The sequence below is a fragment of the Bacillota bacterium genome (assembly GCA_023511835.1).
Classification (GTDB): Bacteria; Bacillota; Sulfobacillia; order JAIMAT01; family JAIMAT01; genus JAIMAT01.
Genome location: JAIMAT010000038.1, coordinates 1 through 18,415, shown reverse-complemented (window position 1 = coordinate 18,415; position 18,415 = coordinate 1). Strand labels below are relative to the sequence as shown.

The following is an 18,415-nucleotide window of genomic DNA, read 5'->3' as shown; positions in this document are numbered from 1 at the left end:
TGGGCCGGCTGCCGGGCGGCTACCTGGCCGACCGCCTGGGCTTCAAGCCGGTGGCCGTCGCCGGCCTGCTGGGCGCCGGCGTGGCGGTGGTGGCGGCCGGGCTGGCGGCCAGCGTCCCCGCCTTCGTCGTCGCCTACACCTTCCAGGCGCTCTTCGTCTGGGGCAGCTTCCCGGCCCTGGTCCACGGCGCCGCGCTTCTGGCCCCGCCCGGCCGCCGCGAGGAGGCCTTCTCCTACCTGAACCTGGCCAGCAACGCCGGCTTCGCCCTCGGCCCCATGGCCGGCGCGCTGGTGGTGGGTCACCATTTCCGTCTCATCTTCTGGGTGGACGGCTGCACCTTCCTCCTCTTCGCCGCCATCCTGGCGCTGGCCGTCCCCGCCCTGCGCGAGGAGGGCGCCGGCCGGCCCGTCGCCTCGCTCCGCGGCGCCCTGGCCCTGCCGCCTCCCGCCGCCACGCGCTTCTGGCGCGTCGCCCTGGGCGGGCTGCTCACCTCCATGGTCTACAGTCAGCTGGGCTCGACGCTGCCGGCCGAGCTGGGGCGGCGCTACGCCTCCGTGGGCTGGTACGGCTTCCTCTGGACGCTCAACGGCGCCATGATCGCCCTCCTCCAGATGCCGGTCAGCCGCGCCGGCCAGGGCGTCGACCGGCGGCTGCGCATGAGCCTGGCGGCGCTGGCCTACGCGCTGGGCATGGTGGTCATCTGGGCGGCGCGCGCGCCCTGGCTCTACTTCGTCGCCTTCGCGGTCATCACCCTGGGCGAGATCGTCTACTCGCCGCTGCCGCCGACGGAGTTCGCCGCCCTGGCGCCGCCGGGCCAGGGCGCCCGCTACCAGGCGGCGGGCAACCTGCTGGCCGGCGCCGGCTCGGCGCTGGGGCCGGCCGCCGGCGGCGCCCTCCTGACCCTGGCCGGGCCGTCGGGTCTCTGGCTGGGGGCGGCCGCCCTGGCCGTGGCGGCGGCCGCCGTCCTCCGCCCGGAGGGAGGCGCCGGGCGGGCCGCCGAAGAGAAGCCTGCCCTCTGACGAGGGGGAGCGAGCGAGGAGGTCGATGCGCGATGGCCGATGCGGCCGGGCAGCGAGGGGAGACGGGCGAGGGGGCGGGGTGGCCGGCGGCGCCCGGTCCGGAGCTGGAGGCGATCCGCGAGGCGGCCGGGCGCATCCGCCCGTACGTGCGGCGGACGCCGGTGCTGGCCTGGCACGCGCCGGAGGAGGAGGGCCCGGGCGGCCGCCGGCTCCTGAAGCTGGAGCAGCTGCAGCGGACCGGCTCCTTCAAGGTGCGGGGCGCCTTCAACGCCCTCCTGAGCGCGCCGGCGAGCCGCCTGCGGCGCGGCGTGGCCACGGCCAGCGGCGGCAACCACGGGCTGGCGGTGGCCTGGGCCGCGCGGCGCCTGGGCGTCCCCGCGCTGGTGGTGATCACCGAGGGCGCCCCCGCCTCCACGGAGGCGAAGCTGCGCGCCTACGGGGCGGAGGTGGTCCGGCGCGGCGCCACCTGGGACGACGGCTGGGCCTGGGTGCGGGAGGCGGCCGGGGATCGCCTCCTCGTCCATCCCTTCGACGACCCTGCCGTCCAGGCGGGGCAGGGAACGCTGGGCCTGGAGATGCTGGAGGCCTGGCCCTGGGAGGAGCCGCCTACCCTCTACGTGGCCGTGGGCGGCGGCGGCCTCATCAGCGGCGTGGCGCGGGCGGTCAAGGCGCTCCGGCCCGACGCCGAGGTGGTGGGCGTCGAGCCGGAGGGCGCCGCCTCCATGAGCCACGCGCTCCGCCTGGGCCGCCCGGAGGCGCTCCCGGCGGTGCGGACCATCGCCGGCACGCTGGCGCCGCGCGCGGTCAGCGCCTCCACGCTGGCGGCCGTGGCCCGCTTCGTCGACCGCATGGTAACCGTCTCCGACGCCGAGCTGCTGGAGGCCATGCGCCTCCTCTGGCAGGAGGCCAACCTGCTGGTGGAGCCGGCCGGCGCCGCCGCCCAGGCCGGGCTGGAGCGGGAGCTGCGCGAGGGACGGGGGCCGGCGGCCGGCGGCGCCTTTCTCCTCCTCTGCGGCGCCAACCTGGACGTCGACCCGCTCTTCGCCGGGCTGGAGGCGTCCCTTCCCCCTCCGCCGGCCTAGCGGCCGCCGGCGTCGGCCAGCGCCTCCCAGAGGAGCGGCAGCGAGCGGTCCCAGCGGTAGCCGACGCCCATGTGGCCGTCCTCGAAGGTCTCGAAGCGGTGCGCGACGCCCGCCGCCTCCAGCAGGCGGTGGAGGCGCCGCGCGCCGTAGAGCAGGTTGAACTCGTCGCGCGTACCGCAGTCGAAGAAGAGGAGCCGGAGGCGGCGTAGCGCCTCCTGCGCCTCCGGGCGGCGCGCCAGGCGGAGCGGGTCCTGCTCCAGCCAGCGCCGCCAGACCTCCACGTCGGGCTCGCCGGTCTCGGGGTCGACCGGCAGACGGGTGCCGCCCGGCGCCTCCGGGTCGGGCGCGTAGGTGAGCGCCATGGCGTAGAGGTTGACGGCGGCGCGCAGGGGACCGCTCAGGTGCGGCCAGTTCCGGTTCAGCAGCTGGGCGCGGAAGGCCTCCAGGCCGCCCGCCCGCTCCACCTCGCGCAGCAGGTGGCCCAGGTCGGGCGCGTAGCAGAGCTCGAAGCCCATGTCGGCGGAGTGGGCGACGCAGGCGTCGAAGAGGCCGGGCCGGCTCATGGCGTGGACCAGCGCGCCGTAGCCGCCCGAGGACTTGCCGGCCACGGCGCGCCCCCGGGACGGGTAGCGCGCCTCCACCGCGGGCAGCGCTTCCTCCCAGAGGAAGCGGCCGTACATCCCCACCCCGGGCGAGTCGACGTGCTGGTTCCCGCCCAGCGCGGTGAAGGTGTCGGGCAGGACGAAGAGCATCGGCCCGATCCTGCCCTCTCGCGCCAGCCGGCTCACCCGCTCGTCCAGGCTCTCGCCCCAGGGGTCGAAGTTGAGGAAGGAGCGGCCCGTCCCGCCGAAGCCCGCCAGCATCCAGACGTGGGGGAGCGGCTCCCCCTCTCGCCAGCCGGGCGGGACGAGGAGCAGCACCTCGCGCTCCGCCGGGTCGCCCAGCGGGTTCCCCTCCAGGGCACAGCTCCGTACCCGCAGGCGCTCCAGGCGGTAGCGCGGCCCGAAGGCGGCTTCGGCTCGGCCGCGTTCGACATTTTTCGTACCTTCGGACTCCATGCTGCCGAAAGCCATACAGGATCGTCCCCCTCTCCGGCGAAGCTCGGATGGGCGGGGCGGGGAGCCCGTCCCACGCCCGACGGAGGTGACCAACCATGCTGCGGCGAGAGCGCGTCCTCCGCGCCGCCAGGGCGCTCCTCCTGGTGCCGGCCCTGGTGCTGGGAAGCTCCGCCGGGGCCGGCCTGGCCGCGCCGGCCCCGGCCTCCACGGTCCGCCTGGCCGGCAACGTCCCCGCCTGGGTGGCGCAGGCGACGACCGCCGGAGCCGCCGACCCCGGCGCCCTCCTCGACGTGACCGTCTGGCTGCGCCTGCAGAACGAGGCGCAGCTGGAGAGCCTCATCGCCCGCGGCGGGCGCCTCGGCGTGGACGCCTTCCTGCAACAGTACGCCCCGTCGGAGGCGGACTACCAGGCGGTGCAGGACTGGCTGGCGAGCCAGGGCTTCCGCGTCGTCGAGACCGTCCCCAACCGGCTCTACGTCAAGGCGGAGGGCACCGTCGGCCAGGCCGAGCGGGCCTTCCAGGTCCAGATCCAAGAGTATCGCCTGCCCGCCGTCCGCCTGGGAGGGCGGACGTACACGGACGTCCTCTTCCGCTCCAACGCCGCCGACCCGGCCGTGCCCGCGGCGCTGGCGGGCGTGGTGGACGCGGTCTCCGGCCTGGACGACGCGGTCTACTTCCAGCCGAACGTCGCGCAGCCCGCCGAGGGCGCCACGGTGGCGGCCAGCGTCCCCTGCGGCAGCCAGGGCAGCGTCGACCACCCCTGCTACTACGAGCCCGCCCAGATCCGCCACGGCTACGGTATCGACCGGGTGGGCGCCGACGGCAGCGGCACCACGGTGGTGGTGGTGGACGCCTTCGGCTCCTCCACGGCCGCCCAGGACCTGGCCGACTTCAGCCGCCGCTACGGCCTGCCACCGGCGCAGCTCCAGGTGGTCCAGCCCTTCGGCACCGCCAACCTGCCGCCCGCCAACCCCAACTTCGCCAACCAGCAGGGCTGGGCGGCGGAGATCGGCCTCGACCTCGAGTGGGCGCACGCCGTGGCGCCGGGCGCGCGGCTGGTGCTGGTGGCCAGTCCCAACAACCAGAACGACCTCTTCGAGGCCGTCAACTGGGCGGTGGTCCACGACGCGGGCGACATCCTCTCGCTCAGCTGGGGACTGCCCGAGGCCTTCATGAGCCCGGCCACCGTCCGGGCGGCGGAGCGCATCTTCATGGAGGCGGCCGCGCAGGGGATGAGCGTGCAGAACTCCTCCGGCGACTCGGGTGACGAGGTGATCCACCTGGGCTATCCCTCGGCCGACTGGCCCACCACCTCGCCCTACGTGACCAGCGTCGGCGGGACCAGCCTCTTCCTGAACCCGAAGAACCTCTTCGGCTTCGAGACCTCCTGGGGGACGACGCTGCACGGCTGGAAGCCCGATGGCCAGGCCTTCGACCGGGGCTTCGTCTTCGGCGGCGGGGGAGGCCTCAGCCGCATCTTCGCCCAGCCCGCCTGGCAGTCGCTGCCCGCCTCGCTGACGCAGGGGATGCGTGCGGTCCCGGACATCTCGCTGGACGCCGACCCCTACACCGGCGTCCCGGTGGACATCGCCGGCACCTACTACGTCTACGGCGGCACCAGCCTCAGCTGCCCGCTCTTCTCGGGGGTGGTCGCGCTGGCCGACCAGGTGGCCGGCCGCCGCCTCGGCCAGGTGGCGCCGCTCCTCTACCCGCTCCAGGGGAGCACGGCGCTGCGCGACGTGACACCGCGCGACACCTCCGACCTGAGCGTCACCTACGTGGGGGCGCTGAGCGGCGACACGTACGTGGTCGGCTTCGGCCAGGATTCGAGCCTCGCGGTGCAGAACGGCTGGGACGAGGCGACGGGGCTGGGCAGCCCCTGGGTGCCGGCGCTGCTCCGGGCGCTGGCCCGCTGAAGAGGGCGGCCCGCGGAGGGAGCCGGGCGGCCGCGCGGCTCGCCCCCGCAGGTGCGGGGGGTGCGACCGCCCCCGTGCCGGGACCGGCCCCGCGCCGCGGCAAGGAGGGATGGAGGTGCGGGCCGACGATCTGCGACGCCTCGGGCGCTACACCGAGTGGGCCGACCGGCGCGCCTTCGAGGCGGCCCGGCGGCTGCCGGCGGAGGCCTACGGGCGCGACTTGCGCACGGGCCTGGGCTCGGTGGGCGCCACGCTGGCGCACATCTGCGCCGTCGAGTGGCTCTGGGGCGAGCGGCTGCGCGGCCGTTCCCCCGCCGCCTACGACCACCTGGCCCGGCTGGCCACGCCCGCCGAGCTGGAGCCGGCCTGGGAGGAGGTCTGGGCGGGGCTGCGGGCCGCGTTCGACGCGCTGGACGACGCCCGGCTGGAGGAAGCGCTCACCTACCGCACGACGGAGGGCGAGCTCTTCACCCAGCCCGCCTGGCAGCTGGCGCTCCATATCACCCACCACTCGGCCTACCACCGCGGCCAGGTGGCGGCCGCGCTGCGCCACCTGGGGGCGGAGCCGCTGCCCACCGACCTGGTGCTCTACTTCCGTTCCAAGGAAGGGGCGGGGACGGCCGGCGGGGCCTAGCCGGCCCCGGCGGCCGCCCCGCCGCTTTGCGCGCTACTCCACCGTCACCGACTTGGCCAGGTTGCGCGGCTTGTCGACGTCGTTCCCGCGCGCCACCGCCGCGTGGTAGGCGAAGAGCTGGAGCGGGACGGCGGCGAGGACCGGCATCAGCTCGGGCTCCGTCTCGGGGAGGGGGAGGAGCTCGCCCAGCGGCTCCACTTCCTCGCGCAGCGAGGCGGGCGCCAGGACGAAGAGGCGCCCGCCCCGGGCGCGCACCTCGCGCAGGTTGGAGAGCGTCTTGGCGCGCAGCTCGGGCTGGGTGAGGACGGCGAAGACGGGGACGCCCTCGCTGATCAGGGCCAGCGTACCATGCTTCAGCTCGCCGGCCGGGTAGGCCTCGGCGTGCAGGTAGGAGATCTCCTTCAGCTTGAGCGCGCCCTCCATGGCCACCGCCACGTCCAGGCCGCGTCCCAGGTAGAAGACGTCGCTCCAGCCCGCCGCCTCGCGCGCCAGCTCCTCCAGCCGCGCCGAGAGGGCCAGCGCCTCCCGCGCCCGCGCGGGCAGCGCGGCCAGACCGCGGACCAGGCGGTGGCGCTCCTCGGCCGGCAGGCGGCCGTGCGACTCGCCCAGGGCCAGGGCGAGCAGCGTGACGGCCAGGAGCTGCGTGGTGTAGGCCTTGGTGGAGGCGACGGCGATCTCGGGGCCCGCCCGCGTGTAGAGACGCAGGTCGGACTCGCGGTCGACCGAGGAGCCCATCACGTTGCAGACGCCCAGCACCGTGGCGCCCATCTCCCGGGCCAGACGGAGGCCGGCCAGCGTGTCGGAGGTCTCGCCCGACTGGCTGATGGCCAGCGCCAGCGTCTCCGCGTCCACCAGCGGCCGCCGGTAGCGGAACTCGGAGGCCACCTCCGCCTCCACCGGGATGCGCGCCCAGCGCTCGATCAGCTCGCGCGCCGTCAGCCCGGCGTGGAAGGCGGTGCCGCAGGCGACGACGGCCACGCGCCGGACGCGGGCCAGCCGCTCGCGGTCGAGCCCGAGGCCCTCCCAGTCCAGCTCGCCGGCTTCGGCGTCGATGCGGCCGCGCAGCGTCTCCTGCAGCGCCTCGGGCTGCTCCATGATCTCCTTCAGCATGAAGTGGCGGTAGCCGCCGCGCTCGGACTCCTCCACGCTCCAGGTGACGTGCATCGGCCGGCGCTCCACGGGGCTTCCGTCGAAGCGGAGGAGGCGCACGCTCCGCCGGTCGACCTCGGCGATCTCGCCGTTCTCCAGCACCAGCGCCTCGCGGGTGTAGGGGAGGAGCGCCTGCAGGTCGGAGGCGACCAGGTTCTCCTCCCGGCCCAGCCCGATCACCAGCGGGCTCTCCTGGCGGACGGCCACCAGCCGCTCCGGCTCGGCGTCGTGCAGGACGACCAGGGCGAAGGAGCCGCGCAGGCGCAGCGCGGTCTGGCGGACGGCCTCCAGCAGGTCGCCCCGGTAGAGCTCCTCCAGCAGGTGCGGCACCACCTCGGAGTCGGTCTCGGTCCGGAAGCGGTGGCCGCGCGCCTCCAGCTCGCGGCGCAGCGAGGCGAAGTTCTCCAGGATGCCGTTGTGAACGACCAGCCAGTGGCCGCCCTCGTCCGTGTGCGGATGGGCATTCTCCCGCGTGGGCCGCCCGTGCGTCGCCCAGCGCGTGTGGCCGATGCCGACGGTGGCCGGCCGGAGCGGCTCCTCCTCCACCAGCCGGACCAGCTCCTCCAGCCGCCCCGCCACCTTGCGCACCTCGACGTGGTGGTCGGGGTTGACCGCGATGCCCGCCGAGTCGTAGCCGCGATACTCCAGGCGGCGCAGGCCGTCCAGGAGGACCTGGTCGGCGCGGCGCCCGCCCACGTAACCGACGATCCCGCACATGATGGGGTTCCGTCCCTCCTTCCCGGCCCCTCCGGGACCGGGTTCCCGTCTTCCCGGGACGCGGAGGAACGGCCCGGTGCCGCGCGCCGCGGCGCGGCCCCGAACCGGGGAGAGGAAGCGGACCCCACGCGGCTCCCCCTTTGTTCCCGGGGTCGCCCCCGGGGTTTGTGGAGAGCCTGACGACCGTGGGCGGCCGGGGGACCATCCGCCGAACCCTTCGATCAGCCCCCGCCTCGTCGACTCGCCCTGGCGAGTCCCGGCGCTTGAACCTTCCCTCGCCCGTCCTTCCCGCCGACAGCCGTTCCGTCCCGTCCCCGCCGCCTCGGGCGGCTCCGGCCGGGCGCCTGCCCGCGCCCCCGCCTCACCTCCCCCGCAGTTCCTGCTCCACCACGCGGGCCAGCCGCTCGGCGGCCGCCCGCGCCTCCTCCTCGACCTCCGCCTCCACCATGACGCGCACCACCGGCTCGGTGCCGCTGGAGCGGAGGACGAGCCGCCCCCGGCCGGCGAGGCTCCGCTCCACTTCCTCGCGGGCCCGGGCGATGCGCGGGTTCTCCTCCAGCCCGTCGCGCGCCGCCACCGGCACGTTCAGCTGCACCTGGGGCAGCTTGGGCACGGAGCGGGCCAGCTCGGAGAGGGGCGCGCCCAGCTCGCGCGCGGCGGCCAGCAGCTGGAGGCCGGTCAGGATGCCGTCGCCGGTGGTGTGCAGGTCGCGCAGGATGACGTGGCCCGACGGCTCGCCGCCCAGCAGGCAGCCCTCGCGCAGCATCGCCTCCAGCACGTAGCGGTCGCCCACGCGCGTGCGCAGGAGGCGCAGGCCCATGGCGGCCAGCGCCCGCTCCAGGCCCAGGTTGCTCATCACCGTGCCGACCACCGTCCCGCCCGGCAGCCGCCCCTGGCGCCGGCGTGCCATGGCCAGCACGGCCAGGATCTGGTCGCCGTCCAGCACGTTCCCCTCTTCGTCGACGGCGATGCAGCGGTCGGCGTCGCCGTCGAAGGCCAGCCCCGCCCAGGCGCCCGTCTCGCGCACCGCGCGCGCCAGCGCCTCCGGGTGGAGCGAGCCCGAGCCGCGGTTGATGTTGAGCCCGTCCGGCTCCGCGTGGAGCACCGTCAGCCGCGCGCCCAGCCGCTTCAGCACGGCCGGGGCGATGCGGCTGGCCGCGCCGTTGGCGCAGTCGACCGCCAGCGGCAGGCCGGCCAGCGCCCCCTCGGGCACACTGCCGGCCAGGAAGTCGACGTACCGCTCCGTCCGCTCCTCCGCGCCGGCCACCGCGCCCAGCGCCTCGCCCTCCGCCCGGGGCAGCTCCCCGCCTCCGCGGAGGAGCGCCTCGATCTCGTCCTCCACCGCGTCCGGCAGCTTGAAGCCCTCCGCGGAGAAGAACTTGATGCCGTTGTACTCGGCCGGGTTGTGCGAGGCGGAGACCATGGCCGCCGCGCTGGCGCCCGCCTCCCGCACCAGAAAGGCGAGCCCCGGCGTGGTGACCACGCCCAGCCGCTCCACGTCCGCACCCACCGAGGCGAGTCCCGCCACCAGCGCCGCCTCCAACATGCCGCTGGAGCGGCGCGGATCCTGTCCCACCAGGAAGCGCGGCCTCCCGCCGCGGCCCAGCACCGTCCCCGCCGCCCGTCCCAGGTCGAAGGCCAGCTCCGGCGTCAGCTCCCGGTTGGCCAGGCCGCGCACGCCGTCCGTGCCGAAGAGTCGCGACAACGTCGAGCCTCCCTGGCATGCGATTCGCACATCGTCCACTATAACCGAACCGGGACGCGCCTTTACGACCTGGGGCGGATGGTGACCCTTACCGTCACCGTCGGCGTCTGGGGCGGTCGCAGGCTGGCGCCGGCGGGCAGGCGGAGCGCCGCCTGGCGGGTGACGTCGGAGCGCGCACCGCTGACGTCCACCGGCTCCGTCTCCACCACCTGGAGCCCGGCCAGGACCGCCGGGTCGCCGGCCACCTCCACCTGCGCCGGGTCGACCGTCGTCCCCGCTACAGCGTAGCCGGCGGCCGGCTCGCCGGTGACCACCGCCCGCACCGGCAGGCTGACCGTGGGCGGCGCCTCCTGGACCGTGACGTCGACCGTCACCCGCTCGGGGCGGAACTGGACGCCGTGCACCTCCAGCCCCGAGGCGTCCAGGGCGACGGGCGCGCTGGTCTGGCGGAAGCCCATGCGCGCGCCGGCCACGTCCACCCGCACCTCGACGGTGGAGATCCGCCAGATGCGGCTCGAGGGGCCCTCCACGCGCACCTGGGCGGGGCTCGGGTCGGTCTCGGTGACCGCCATCTGGCCGGCCGGCTGGCCCAGGGTGACCACGTGCACCGGCAGCGTCCTCGCCTCCAGCCGCTCCAGGGTGACGCGGACGTGGTCGGGGAAGATGCTGACCAGGCTGACGCCGCGCGGTACGGGCACCTCGGCGACGGCGTAAGAGTGCGAGCCCGCCCGGGCCCCGGCCAGGTCGACCCGCGCCGTGAGGCCGGCGGGGTCGGGCCGGTTGGCGCCCGTGCTGGCCAGGGTGACGGTGACGTGCGAGGGGTTCACCTCGGTGGCCACCAGCTCCGCCGGCACGTGGACCAGCTGGACGGAGGCGCTGTAGAGGTACTGCTGCTGCGTGGGGTTGCGAGCCGCGAAGCCCCAGAGGAGGAGGGCGATGACGAAGGAGATCGCCCAGACCGCGCGGTTGTCCTCCAGCAGGCGGCGCATCAAGGCCGGCCCGCCCCCTTCCTGGGGGCGGCGGCGCCGCCGGCGTGGCGGCGCGCCCAGGGGAGGGGCACCGCCCACTGCGGGCTCTCCTCGAGCGGCAGGAGCCGCGCCAGCAGCTCCTCCAGGTCGGCCTGGCCCAGGTTGCGGACGAGCTTGCCGCCGTCGGCCAGGGAGATGGAGCCCGTCTCCTCGGAGACGACCACCGCCAGCGCGTCGGAGTGCTCGGTGATGCCCAGCGCGGCGCGGTGGCGGCTGCCCAGCTGGACGGAGAGATCCCGCTCCTCGGTCAGCGGCAGGAAGCAGGCCGCCGCCACCACCCGCGCGCCGCGGATGAGCACCGCCCCGTCGTGCAGCGGGGTGTTGGGGATGAAGGTGTTGACCAGGAACTCCGCGCTGACGCGGCCGTCGATGCGGATGCCGCTCTCCGCCACGTCCTCCAGCCCCGCCTGGCGCTCGATCACGATCAGCGCGCCGATCTTCTGCCGCGCCAGGATGGCGGCGGCGCGCGCCACCTCGTGGATCATGTGGTGGATGTCTTCCTCGGGCGCGGCCGGCACCGCCAGCACGCGCGGCGAGCCCACCTGCTCCAGCGCCCGGCGCAGCTCCGGCTGGAAGACGATGGGCAGCGCCACCAGGATGGGCAGGAGCGCCTGGTTGAAGAGCCAGGCGGTGGCGCGCAGGTCGAGCCAGCGGCTGACGGCGCCGGCCAGAAAGAGGACGATCAGCCCCTGCACCAGAAGGAGCGCGCGCGTCCCGCGGATCAGCAGGATCAGCCGGTAGACGATGTAGGTGACGATGGCGACGTCCAGGAGGTTGCGCAGCCAGTCCCAGGGCGAGTTGCCGAAGAGGCCCAGCAGGTCGACGGTAATGGGCACCCGCTCACTTCCCCCCGTCCATCTCCTGCGTCGCCAGGAGCGACTGGCGTCCCGGTACGCCGGGGTGGCTGCGGTAGTAGGCCAGCGTCTCCAGCGCGAGGTTGAGGTCGACGTTCTGCACGTGGACGTCGGGCGGGACGCGCAGCGCCAGGGGGGCGAAGTTGAGGATGGCGCGGACGCCGCCTTCGACCAGGAGATCGGTCACCTCCTGCGCCGCTTCAGGCGGCACCGCCACGATGGCCACCTGCACGCCGGCGGCGGGCAGGACGGCCGGGATGGTGGCCACCGGCCGGATAGGCAGTTCGCCCAGGAAGCTGCCCACCTTCTCCGGCGCAGCATCGAAGAGGAAGCGGATGCGCATGGGCGTGGGCTGGGTCACGTTGTGCCGGACCAGCGCCGACCCCAGGTGGCCCACGCCCACCAGCGCCACCGCCACCGGCTCCGCCAGCCCCAGGATGTTGCGGATCACCCAGGCCAGGTGCTCCGTCTCGTAGCCGACGCCGCGCACCCCGAAGGCCCCGAAGTAGGCCAGGTCCTTCCGGATCTGCTCGGAGGAGAAGCCGGTCAGGCGGGACATCTCCTGCGAGGAGAGCGTCTGCGCCCCCTGCCGGCGCATCGACTCCACCACCCGCAGGTAGATGGGGAGCCGGCGCACCGTCACGTCCGGGATGCGGCTCTGCGCCATACCTCCGCCTCCCGCGCTCAGTACGTCCTGTGGACCAGTTCCACGGCCAGCCGGTCGAGCGCCTCCCGGCAGGCGCCCGCCGGCAGCTCGGCCAGCGCCTGCCGGGCGCGCAGCGTGTGCTCTTCCGCCCGCCGCCGCGCCTCCTCCAGCCCCCCGGAGGCCTCGACCCACCGGCGCACCTGCTCCACCTCGCGCTCGCCCAGCCGGCGCGACTCGATGAGGCGCCGGATCTCGGCGGCGTGCGGAGAGTGGCGGAGCGCCCAGAGGACCGGCAGCGTCAGGAGCCCCTCGCGCAGGTCGCTGCCCACCGGCTTGCCCAGCGCCTGGCCGCCGGCACCCAAGTCGAGCAGGTCGTCGACCATCTGGTAGCCCAGCCCGATCTCCCGCCCGAAGCGCTCGGCCGCCTCCACCTGGCCGGGGGAGGCGTCGGCCAGGCGGGCGCCCAGGCCGCAGCAGGCGGCGATGAACTCGGCGGTCTTCCGCCCGATCCTCTCCAAGTAGGCGGCCTCGCCCACCGAAGGGTCGAAGGCCTGGCGCTGCTGGTCGATCTCGCCCACCGACATGACGTTGACCACGTCGGCCATGCGCTGCACGACCTCGTTCCGCCCGGTCCGCGCGAAGAGCAGGAAGGAGCGCGCGAAGAGGAAGTCGCCCACCAGGACGGCCACCGCGTCGCCCCAGCGGGCGTTGACCGTCTCCACGCCGCGCCGCAGGGCGGCCCGGTCGATGGTGTCGTCGTGGACCAGGGTGGCCGTGTGCAGGATCTCCACCGCCGCCGCCGCCGGCACCAGCCGCTCCGGCTCGGCACCCAGGAGTCGCCCGGTGAGCAGCACCAGCAGCGGGCGCAGGCGCTTGCCGCCCTTTCGCAGCAGGTGGAGCGCCATCTCGGTGACGTACGGCCGGTCGCTGGCCAGCTCCGCGGCGATGGTCTCCTCCACCGCGCGGAGCTCCGCCCGGACGAGGGCGGCGGCCTCGGCCGAAGCGACCGCCACGCCGGCAGCCTGCGGTGGGATCGGTTCGAACATGGGACGACTCCTCTCCGAGCTGCGGTCCTGCCGCGTGAGGCCGCTCCAGGCTCCTGTTCTCATTCTAACGTATCGCCCCCGGCCGGGTCGGGACGGGCCCCGGCGGCCCCGGGCGGCCCCGCCTCGAGCGCCGCCGCCAGGCGCTCCAGCTGCCGCATGCGCCGGCTGACGGCCGACTTGGCCAGCGGCGGCCGGAGCGCGGCGCCCAGCTCGCCGAGGCTCAGGTCGGGGCGCTCCAGCCGCAGCCGGGCCAGCTGCCGCAGTTCCGGCGGCAACCGCTCCAGCGCGCCCGCCTCCGCCAGCCGGCGGACGGCGGCCGCCTGGCGGATCCCCGCCTCCACCGCCTTGTTCAGGTTGGCCGTCTCGGCGTTGACCAGCCGATTGACCTCGCCGCGCACCTGGCGGACGACCATGGCCTCCTCCCAGCGGAGGAGCGCCTCGCTGGCGCCGATCAGGCCGAGCAGGCGGACGATGGCCTCGGCCCCCTTCAGGTAGACCACCGGCATCCCGCGCCGCAGACTGAGCCCCGAGCGGAGCCCCTCCCGCTCCAGGAGCGCCCGCACCAGCTCCACCTGGGCGGCGTCGCGCAGACGGAACTCCAGGTGGTGCTCGGCGGCCGGCCGGCTGAGCGAGCCGCTGGCCAGCCAGAGGCCGCGCAGGAAGGCGCGCCTTGCGGCCGCCGTGCGCAGCAGGCGGCGCGGCAGGGGTTGGCCGGGCGCCCCGGGCGGCGGCGGCCCGCCCGCCTCCACGCGGTAGACGTTGCCCCCGCCCAGCCGCCGCACGCGCTCCACGCCCACGCGCAGCGGCCGGCCGCCCTCCAGCCGCAGGAGGACGAGGATGCGTCGCGCCACCGCGGCGTGCTCGGTGAGGAAGAGGCTCCCCTCGCCCTCCCCCGCTCGGGCGCAGCCGGCCGCCAGGCCGGCCAGCTCCGCCCGCCGCTCGGCCGGGCGGCCGGGCGGCCGCCGCACCAGCTCCTCGCGCGTGGCGCCGGCGAAGGAGGCGTGCTCCACCGCTCAGGCCCCGCCCGCCCGGCGCCGCCTGCGCGCGCGGACCGCCTCGTGGAGCAGCCGCTGGCCCAGCTTGGCGGGATCGTGGCGGATCAGGTCGCCCGCCTGGAGCAGGTCGGCCACCCGCACGCGCACCCCGCGCGAGACCAGGGCCGGCAGGTCGAAGGCGACCAGCTCGGAGCCCTGGGCGCGGTAGCGCTCCAGCGCGCGCGGGTCGGGGCGGCCGTTGTTGACCAGGAGCGCGTCCACCACGTCGCCGGCGTGGCGCCGCACGGCCTCCAGGTGGTCGAGCGCGTCGAAGCCGTCGGTCTCGCCGGGCTGGGTCATCACGTTGACCACCAGCAGGCGCCAGGCGCGGGTGGCACGGAGCGCCTCCCCCAGCCCGGGCACCAGGAGGTTGGGCAGGATGCTGGTGAAAAGGCTGCCCGGCCCCAGCGCCACCAGATCGGCCTCCAGGATCGCCTCCACCGCCTCACGCGGCGCCCGGCTGGCCGGCTCGATCCACAGGCGCCGGATGCGCGGCCCCTCGCGGGTGATGGCCTGCTCGCCGCGCAGGAGACGCCCGTCCTCCAGCTCGGCGCAGAGCGTCACGTCGCCGGTGGTGGAGGGGAGTACCGTCCCGCGCACGGCCAGGATGCGGCTGGACTCGCGCACGGCGGCGCCGAAGTCGCCCAGCAGTTCGTGCAGGGCGGCGATGAGCAGGTTGCCGAAGCTGTGGCCGGCCAGGCTGCCGCGGCGGAAGCGGTACTGGAAGAGCTCCGCCATGACCGGCTCGGCCTCGGCCAGCGCCACCAGGCAGTTGCGGATGTCACCCACCGCCGGGATGGCCATCTCGTCGCGCAGCCGGCCCGTCGAGCCGCCGTCGTCGGTGACGGCCACGATGGCGGTGATCTCCACCGGGTACTCCTTCAGGCCGCGCAGCAGGGTGGAGAGGCCGGTGCCGCCGCCCACGGCCACCACGCGCACCGGCCCGCGGCCGCGGCTCACGCGCCGCCCTCCCGGCGCGCGCGGTTCTCCTCCAGGGCGCGGCGGACGTCGCGATGCTCCACCGTCACCGGGTAGCCGGCCCGCCGCACCCGCTCGCCCAGCTCCACCGCCAGCGCCACCGAACGGTGCTGGCCGCCGGTGCAGCCGATGCCGACGGTCAGCTGCTCCTTGCCCTCTCCGGCGTAGCGGGGCAGGAGGAACTCCAGGAACTTCCAGCTGCGTTCCAGGAACTCGCCGGTCTCCGCCTGCGCCAGCAGGAAGTCGCGGACGCGCGGGTCGGTGCCGGGGAGGAGGCGGAGCGCTTCCTCGTACTGGGGGTTGGGCAGGTAGCGGACGTCCAGGACCAGGTCGGCGTCCTGCGGCAGGCCGTACTTGAAGCCGAAGGAGACCAGGTTGACCAGCATCCGCCCGCGACCCTCCTCCTGCCCGAAGAGCGCCGCCAGCCGTCGCCGCAGCTGGCGCGGCGTCAGCTCGCTGGTGTCGATCACCCAGCGCGCCTGGGCGCGCAGGCCGGCCAGCCGCTCGCGCTCGCGGTTGAGCCCGTCCACCAGCCGCCCGTGCGGCGCCAGCGGATGGCGGCGGCGCGTCTCCTTGTAACGCCGCACCAGCACCTCGTCGTTGGCCTCCAGGTAGAGGATCTGCGGCTCGATCCCCTGCGCGCGCACCTGCTCCAGCGACTCCAGCACCGAGTCGAAGAAGACGCCGCCGCGGATGTCGACGCCCAGCGCCACGCGCCGCACCTCGCCGCCGCCGGGCAGGAAGCGGATGAACTCCGGGATGAGCGCCGGCGGCAGGTTGTCCACGCAGAAGTAGCCCAGGTCCTCCAGCGACTTGAGCGCCTCCGACTTGCCCGCCCCGGAGAGCCCGGTCACCACCACCAGCTCGATGGAGCTCGCCTCCTCCGTCGCCCCCGCCCCCTTCCGTCCAGGCCGGCCGCCGCGCCGCCGCTCAGGAGAGCTCCAGCGCCCTCCAGGCCGGCCTCTGGAGCATGCGCTGCGGCTCCTCCGCCTCCAGCCCGAGGAGCAGGAGCGCGGCGCCCACCGCCGGCTCGAAGCGCGCCGTCGCCAGGAGGGCGCCCGGCAGCAGATCGCGCACCGCGCGGCGGAGGAAGTGGGCAAAGAGCCCCGTCCCCTCCGAGAGCGCCCCCCGCGGCACCACCAGGGGCCGCGCATACCCCATCCCCGTGCGCAGGAGGACCGCCCGGGCCACCCGCGCCTGCCGGTCGGCGGCGCGGTCCAGCAGCTCGCGCGCCGCCGCGTCGCCCTCCAGCGCGGTGTCCACCACGATGGAGGCCAGCCGGGCCGCGCGCTCCGGGGCGGCCAGGCCCGCCTCCAGCTCCGCCTCCAGGCCGCGGGCCGTGGGGTCGGGCAGGACGGAGAGCACCTTCTCCACCAGCATGGTGGGCCCCTCCGCCCCCTCCAGCGCCGCCGCCACCCGCCGCAGCGCCGAGAGCCCCAGGTCGTAGAGGCCGCCGTCGCCGCCCAGGAAGCGCCCCCAGGGGCGCGTCCCCTCGCGCCGCCCGCTCCAGCGTCCGCCGTAGGCGGAGACGGCCAGGCCGCTCTCCAGCACGATGCCCGGCAGCAGGCCGGTGGCGCCCGCCCAGACCGCCTCGCGCGCCTCCACCATGCGCAGCTCCAGCCCCTCCAGGCGGCCGTCCAGCTCGAGCGCCTCCCCGTCCGAGGGGCCGCCGGGCAACGCCAGGCAGGCCGCCCCGGCACCGCAGGCAGCGGCCAGCCCGCGTGTCAGGGCGGCCAGCCGCTCCACCCCGCCCGGCCGCCCCCCGGCGCCCGGCCCCTCCCGGCGGCGCTCCAGCACGCCCGCCTCGGCGTCGGCGACCACCGCCGAGACACCGCCGTCCTCCTCCAGCACGGCACCGACGACGCGCACGACCCGCCTCCCCGGGCCGCGCCCGCGCCCGGGCGGACGCCCGCGCCGGCCGCACGCGGCCCGATCCGCTCTTCGGCGCCGCCCGGGAGGGCTCCTTGCAGCCGCGCGCGGCGGCGCGCGATACTGTACGCATGCCCCGGCGCGTCCAAGCCCTGAGCGGCACGCCGCTCCTGCTCCGCCCGGACTGGGCGGTCTCGCTCCGGCTGGGCGGCCGGCTCCTCGCCTCGCCGCCCGCGGAGGCGACGCCCGCGGCCGCAGCCGGGGAGCCCGCGTCCCCCGCCGCGCCCGGCTGGCTGGCCGGGGCGGCCCGCCTCCTGGAGCCAGTCTATCCGGGCTCCCGCCTGCTGCTCTGGAACCCCCGCCCCGAGCCGGCGCCGGGCGACCGGCCGCCAGCCCCCGAACTCTGGGTGCGCCTGGCGGCGCTGGCCGCCTTCGCCGCCGGCCGGGCCGTCGACCCGCCCGGCCTGGCGGAGGTGGCGCGGGCGCTGGAGCGCGAGCTCGGAGGGGGGGAGGCGCCGCTGGCGCCCTTCCTGGCGGCGGCGCTGGGCGGCTGGGTGCGGACGCGCGCCACCCTGCTCGGCGAGCGGCTGGAGGAAAGAGCCACGCCGGCAGCCGGGCTCCGCCTCTGGCTGCCGCCCGCGGGCGAGGAGCCGGACCGGCTGGCCCGGCGCGTGGAGGCGCTGGCCGGGGAGGCCGGCGCGGAGGCGGCGGGCCTCGCCCGCCTGCGCCTGCCGGGCGAGGCGGAGGCGCGGACCGTCGCCTGGCTCGTCGGCGGGCGCCTCTCCCCCGCCGCGCCGCCGCCCGCCTGGAGACCGCTGGAGGCCGAGGTGGACGGGCTCCCCGTCCGCCTTCGCATCGGGGAGGCGCCGGAGCCGGACGAGCCCGCCCCGCCGTTCCCGGCGGCCCCGCGCTAGGCCGACCGCTGGCCGGCCAGCGCGGGCACGGCGCGGCGGACGGCCAGCGCCACGGGCGTGGCCACCGCGGCCTTGACCAGGTCGAAGGGCAGGAAGGGCCAGACGCCCGCCGCCAGCGCCTCCCGCCAGCCCGGGATCCAGCCCGCCCGCAGCTGGAGGAGGCCGCCCAGGTAGGTGAGCGCCAGGCCGGCTACGATGGCGGCCCAGACGCGGAAGGCGTTCCGCGCCCAGCCGGGCCGGCGCAGGAGCCAGGCCGCCAGCGCCACGTCGGCCAGGTCGCCCCAGAGGTAGCCGCCCGACGGCCCCAGCAGCACGGCCACGCCGCCCCGGCCGCCGGCGAAGACGGGCAGCCCGGCGGCGCCCAGCGCCAGGTAGAGGGCGACGGCGGCCACCGCCTCGCCCGGCGGCAGGAGCGCGCCGGCCAGCATGACGCCGAAGATCTGGAGCGTCACCGGCACCGGCGTGAAGGGCAGGGGCAGCGAGAAGAGGGCGAGGACGGCGATCAGCGCCGCCATCAGGGCGACGCGGGCGGCGCGCGCCGGACCGCCCTGCACGCCGGGCCGGCCGCCCGCGGGAAGATCTCCCGGAGCCAAGGGTCGCCTCCACCTCCCGGCCCCCCACGCCCCGCGGGCGGGGAGGACCTGTGCTCTGCCTTATACTAGCGCTGCGGGGGCGGGCTTCCAGGCCCGCCCGCCAGGGAGGGCGCGAAGGGGGGCGAGAGGATGGCCGAAGCGGCCCTGCCCAGCGAGGAGCAGATCCTGAACGC

General features: G+C 76.2%; 17 protein-coding genes. 5 read left to right on the top strand and 12 right to left on the bottom strand.

Features of this window, described 5'->3' with window-relative positions:
• Positions 1-1,019 (top strand): MFS transporter (locus tag K6U79_07080; GenBank protein ID MCL6522120.1); only part of this gene is annotated, 1,019 nt, incomplete at its 5' end.
• 32 nt (positions 1,020-1,051) lie between these two features.
• Positions 1,052-2,101 (top strand): threonine/serine dehydratase, encoded by a 1,050-nt coding sequence (locus tag K6U79_07075; GenBank protein ID MCL6522119.1) that lies wholly within the window; start codon positions 1,052-1,054, stop codon positions 2,099-2,101.
• On the opposite strand, the gene K6U79_07070 is transcribed toward K6U79_07075, so the two are convergent.
• Positions 2,098-3,159 (bottom strand): esterase, encoded by a 1,062-nt coding sequence (locus tag K6U79_07070; GenBank protein MCL6522118.1) that lies wholly within the window; start codon positions 3,157-3,159, stop codon positions 2,098-2,100. The two genes, K6U79_07075 and K6U79_07070, sit on opposite strands and share 4 nt — an antisense overlap.
• 95 nt (positions 3,160-3,254) lie before the next feature.
• Between K6U79_07070 and K6U79_07065 the strand changes: the two genes are divergently transcribed.
• Together K6U79_07065 and K6U79_07060 are read left to right on the top strand one after the other, a co-directional pair.
• Complete coding sequence (locus K6U79_07065; GenBank protein MCL6522117.1) at positions 3,255-5,075, top strand: S53 family peptidase; 1,821 nt, start codon at positions 3,255-3,257, stop codon at positions 5,073-5,075.
• 115 nt (positions 5,076-5,190) lie between these two features.
• A complete protein-coding gene (locus K6U79_07060) occupies positions 5,191-5,709 on the top strand; it encodes a DinB family protein (GenBank protein MCL6522116.1) in 519 nt (172 codons plus the stop codon).
• A gap of 33 nt (positions 5,710-5,742) precedes the next feature.
• Here the strand turns inward: K6U79_07060 and glmS are convergent, their stop codons facing one another.
• The 10 genes from glmS to K6U79_07010 all read right to left on the bottom strand — a co-directional run bounded on the left by glmS (position 5,743) and on the right by K6U79_07010 (position 16,735).
• Positions 5,743-7,575 carry a glutamine--fructose-6-phosphate transaminase (isomerizing) gene (glmS, locus tag K6U79_07055; GenBank protein MCL6522115.1) on the bottom strand — a complete coding sequence of 611 codons (1,833 nt, stop codon included), beginning with the start codon at positions 7,573-7,575 and terminating at the stop codon, positions 5,743-5,745.
• 361 nt (positions 7,576-7,936) lie between these two features.
• Entirely contained in the window at positions 7,937-9,280 is a 1,344-nt protein-coding gene (glmM, locus tag K6U79_07050; protein ID MCL6522114.1) for a phosphoglucosamine mutase, read from the bottom strand.
• Positions 9,281-9,342: 62 nt separating this feature from the next.
• Positions 9,343-10,272 carry a hypothetical protein gene (locus K6U79_07045; protein MCL6522113.1) on the bottom strand — a complete coding sequence of 310 codons (930 nt, stop codon included), beginning with the start codon at positions 10,270-10,272 and terminating at the stop codon, positions 9,343-9,345.
• Positions 10,269-11,126 carry a diadenylate cyclase CdaA gene (gene cdaA, locus K6U79_07040; protein ID MCL6522112.1) on the bottom strand — a complete coding sequence of 286 codons (858 nt, stop codon included), beginning with the start codon at positions 11,124-11,126 and terminating at the stop codon, positions 10,269-10,271. Before cdaA ends, K6U79_07045 begins: the two co-directional genes overlap by 4 nt.
• A 22-nt stretch (positions 11,127-11,148) precedes the next feature.
• Positions 11,149-11,829 carry a redox-sensing transcriptional repressor Rex gene (locus K6U79_07035; protein MCL6522111.1) on the bottom strand — a complete coding sequence of 227 codons (681 nt, stop codon included), beginning with the start codon at positions 11,827-11,829 and terminating at the stop codon, positions 11,149-11,151.
• Positions 11,830-11,846: 17 nt separating this feature from the next.
• On the bottom strand, positions 11,847-12,854 hold the full coding sequence (locus tag K6U79_07030; GenBank protein MCL6522110.1) for a polyprenyl synthetase family protein: 1,008 nt from the start codon (positions 12,852-12,854) through the stop codon (positions 11,847-11,849).
• Between the two features lie 59 nt (positions 12,855-12,913).
• A complete protein-coding gene (whiA, locus tag K6U79_07025; GenBank protein MCL6522109.1) occupies positions 12,914-13,864 on the bottom strand; it encodes a DNA-binding protein WhiA in 951 nt (316 codons plus the stop codon).
• Between the two features lie 3 nt (positions 13,865-13,867).
• On the bottom strand, positions 13,868-14,848 hold the full coding sequence (locus K6U79_07020; protein MCL6522108.1) for a YvcK family protein: 981 nt from the start codon (positions 14,846-14,848) through the stop codon (positions 13,868-13,870).
• Positions 14,845-15,735 (bottom strand): RNase adapter RapZ, encoded by an 891-nt coding sequence (gene rapZ / locus K6U79_07015; GenBank protein ID MCL6522107.1) that lies wholly within the window; start codon positions 15,733-15,735, stop codon positions 14,845-14,847. Before rapZ ends, K6U79_07020 begins: the two co-directional genes overlap by 4 nt.
• 61 nt (positions 15,736-15,796) lie before the next feature.
• Positions 15,797-16,735, bottom strand: a complete 939-nt coding sequence (locus K6U79_07010) for a hypothetical protein (GenBank protein MCL6522106.1) — start codon at positions 16,733-16,735, stop codon at positions 15,797-15,799.
• A 95-nt stretch (positions 16,736-16,830) separates the two neighbouring features.
• Here K6U79_07010 and K6U79_07005 point away from each other — a divergent pair, with 95 nt between their 5' ends.
• Positions 16,831-17,649 carry a hypothetical protein gene (locus tag K6U79_07005; protein MCL6522105.1) on the top strand — a complete coding sequence of 273 codons (819 nt, stop codon included), beginning with the start codon at positions 16,831-16,833 and terminating at the stop codon, positions 17,647-17,649.
• On the opposite strand, the gene K6U79_07000 is transcribed toward K6U79_07005, so the two are convergent.
• Entirely contained in the window at positions 17,646-18,164 is a 519-nt protein-coding gene (locus K6U79_07000; GenBank protein MCL6522104.1) for a biotin transporter BioY, read from the bottom strand. The genes K6U79_07005 and K6U79_07000 overlap by 4 nt on opposite strands.
• Between the last annotated feature and the right edge of the window lie 251 nt (positions 18,165-18,415).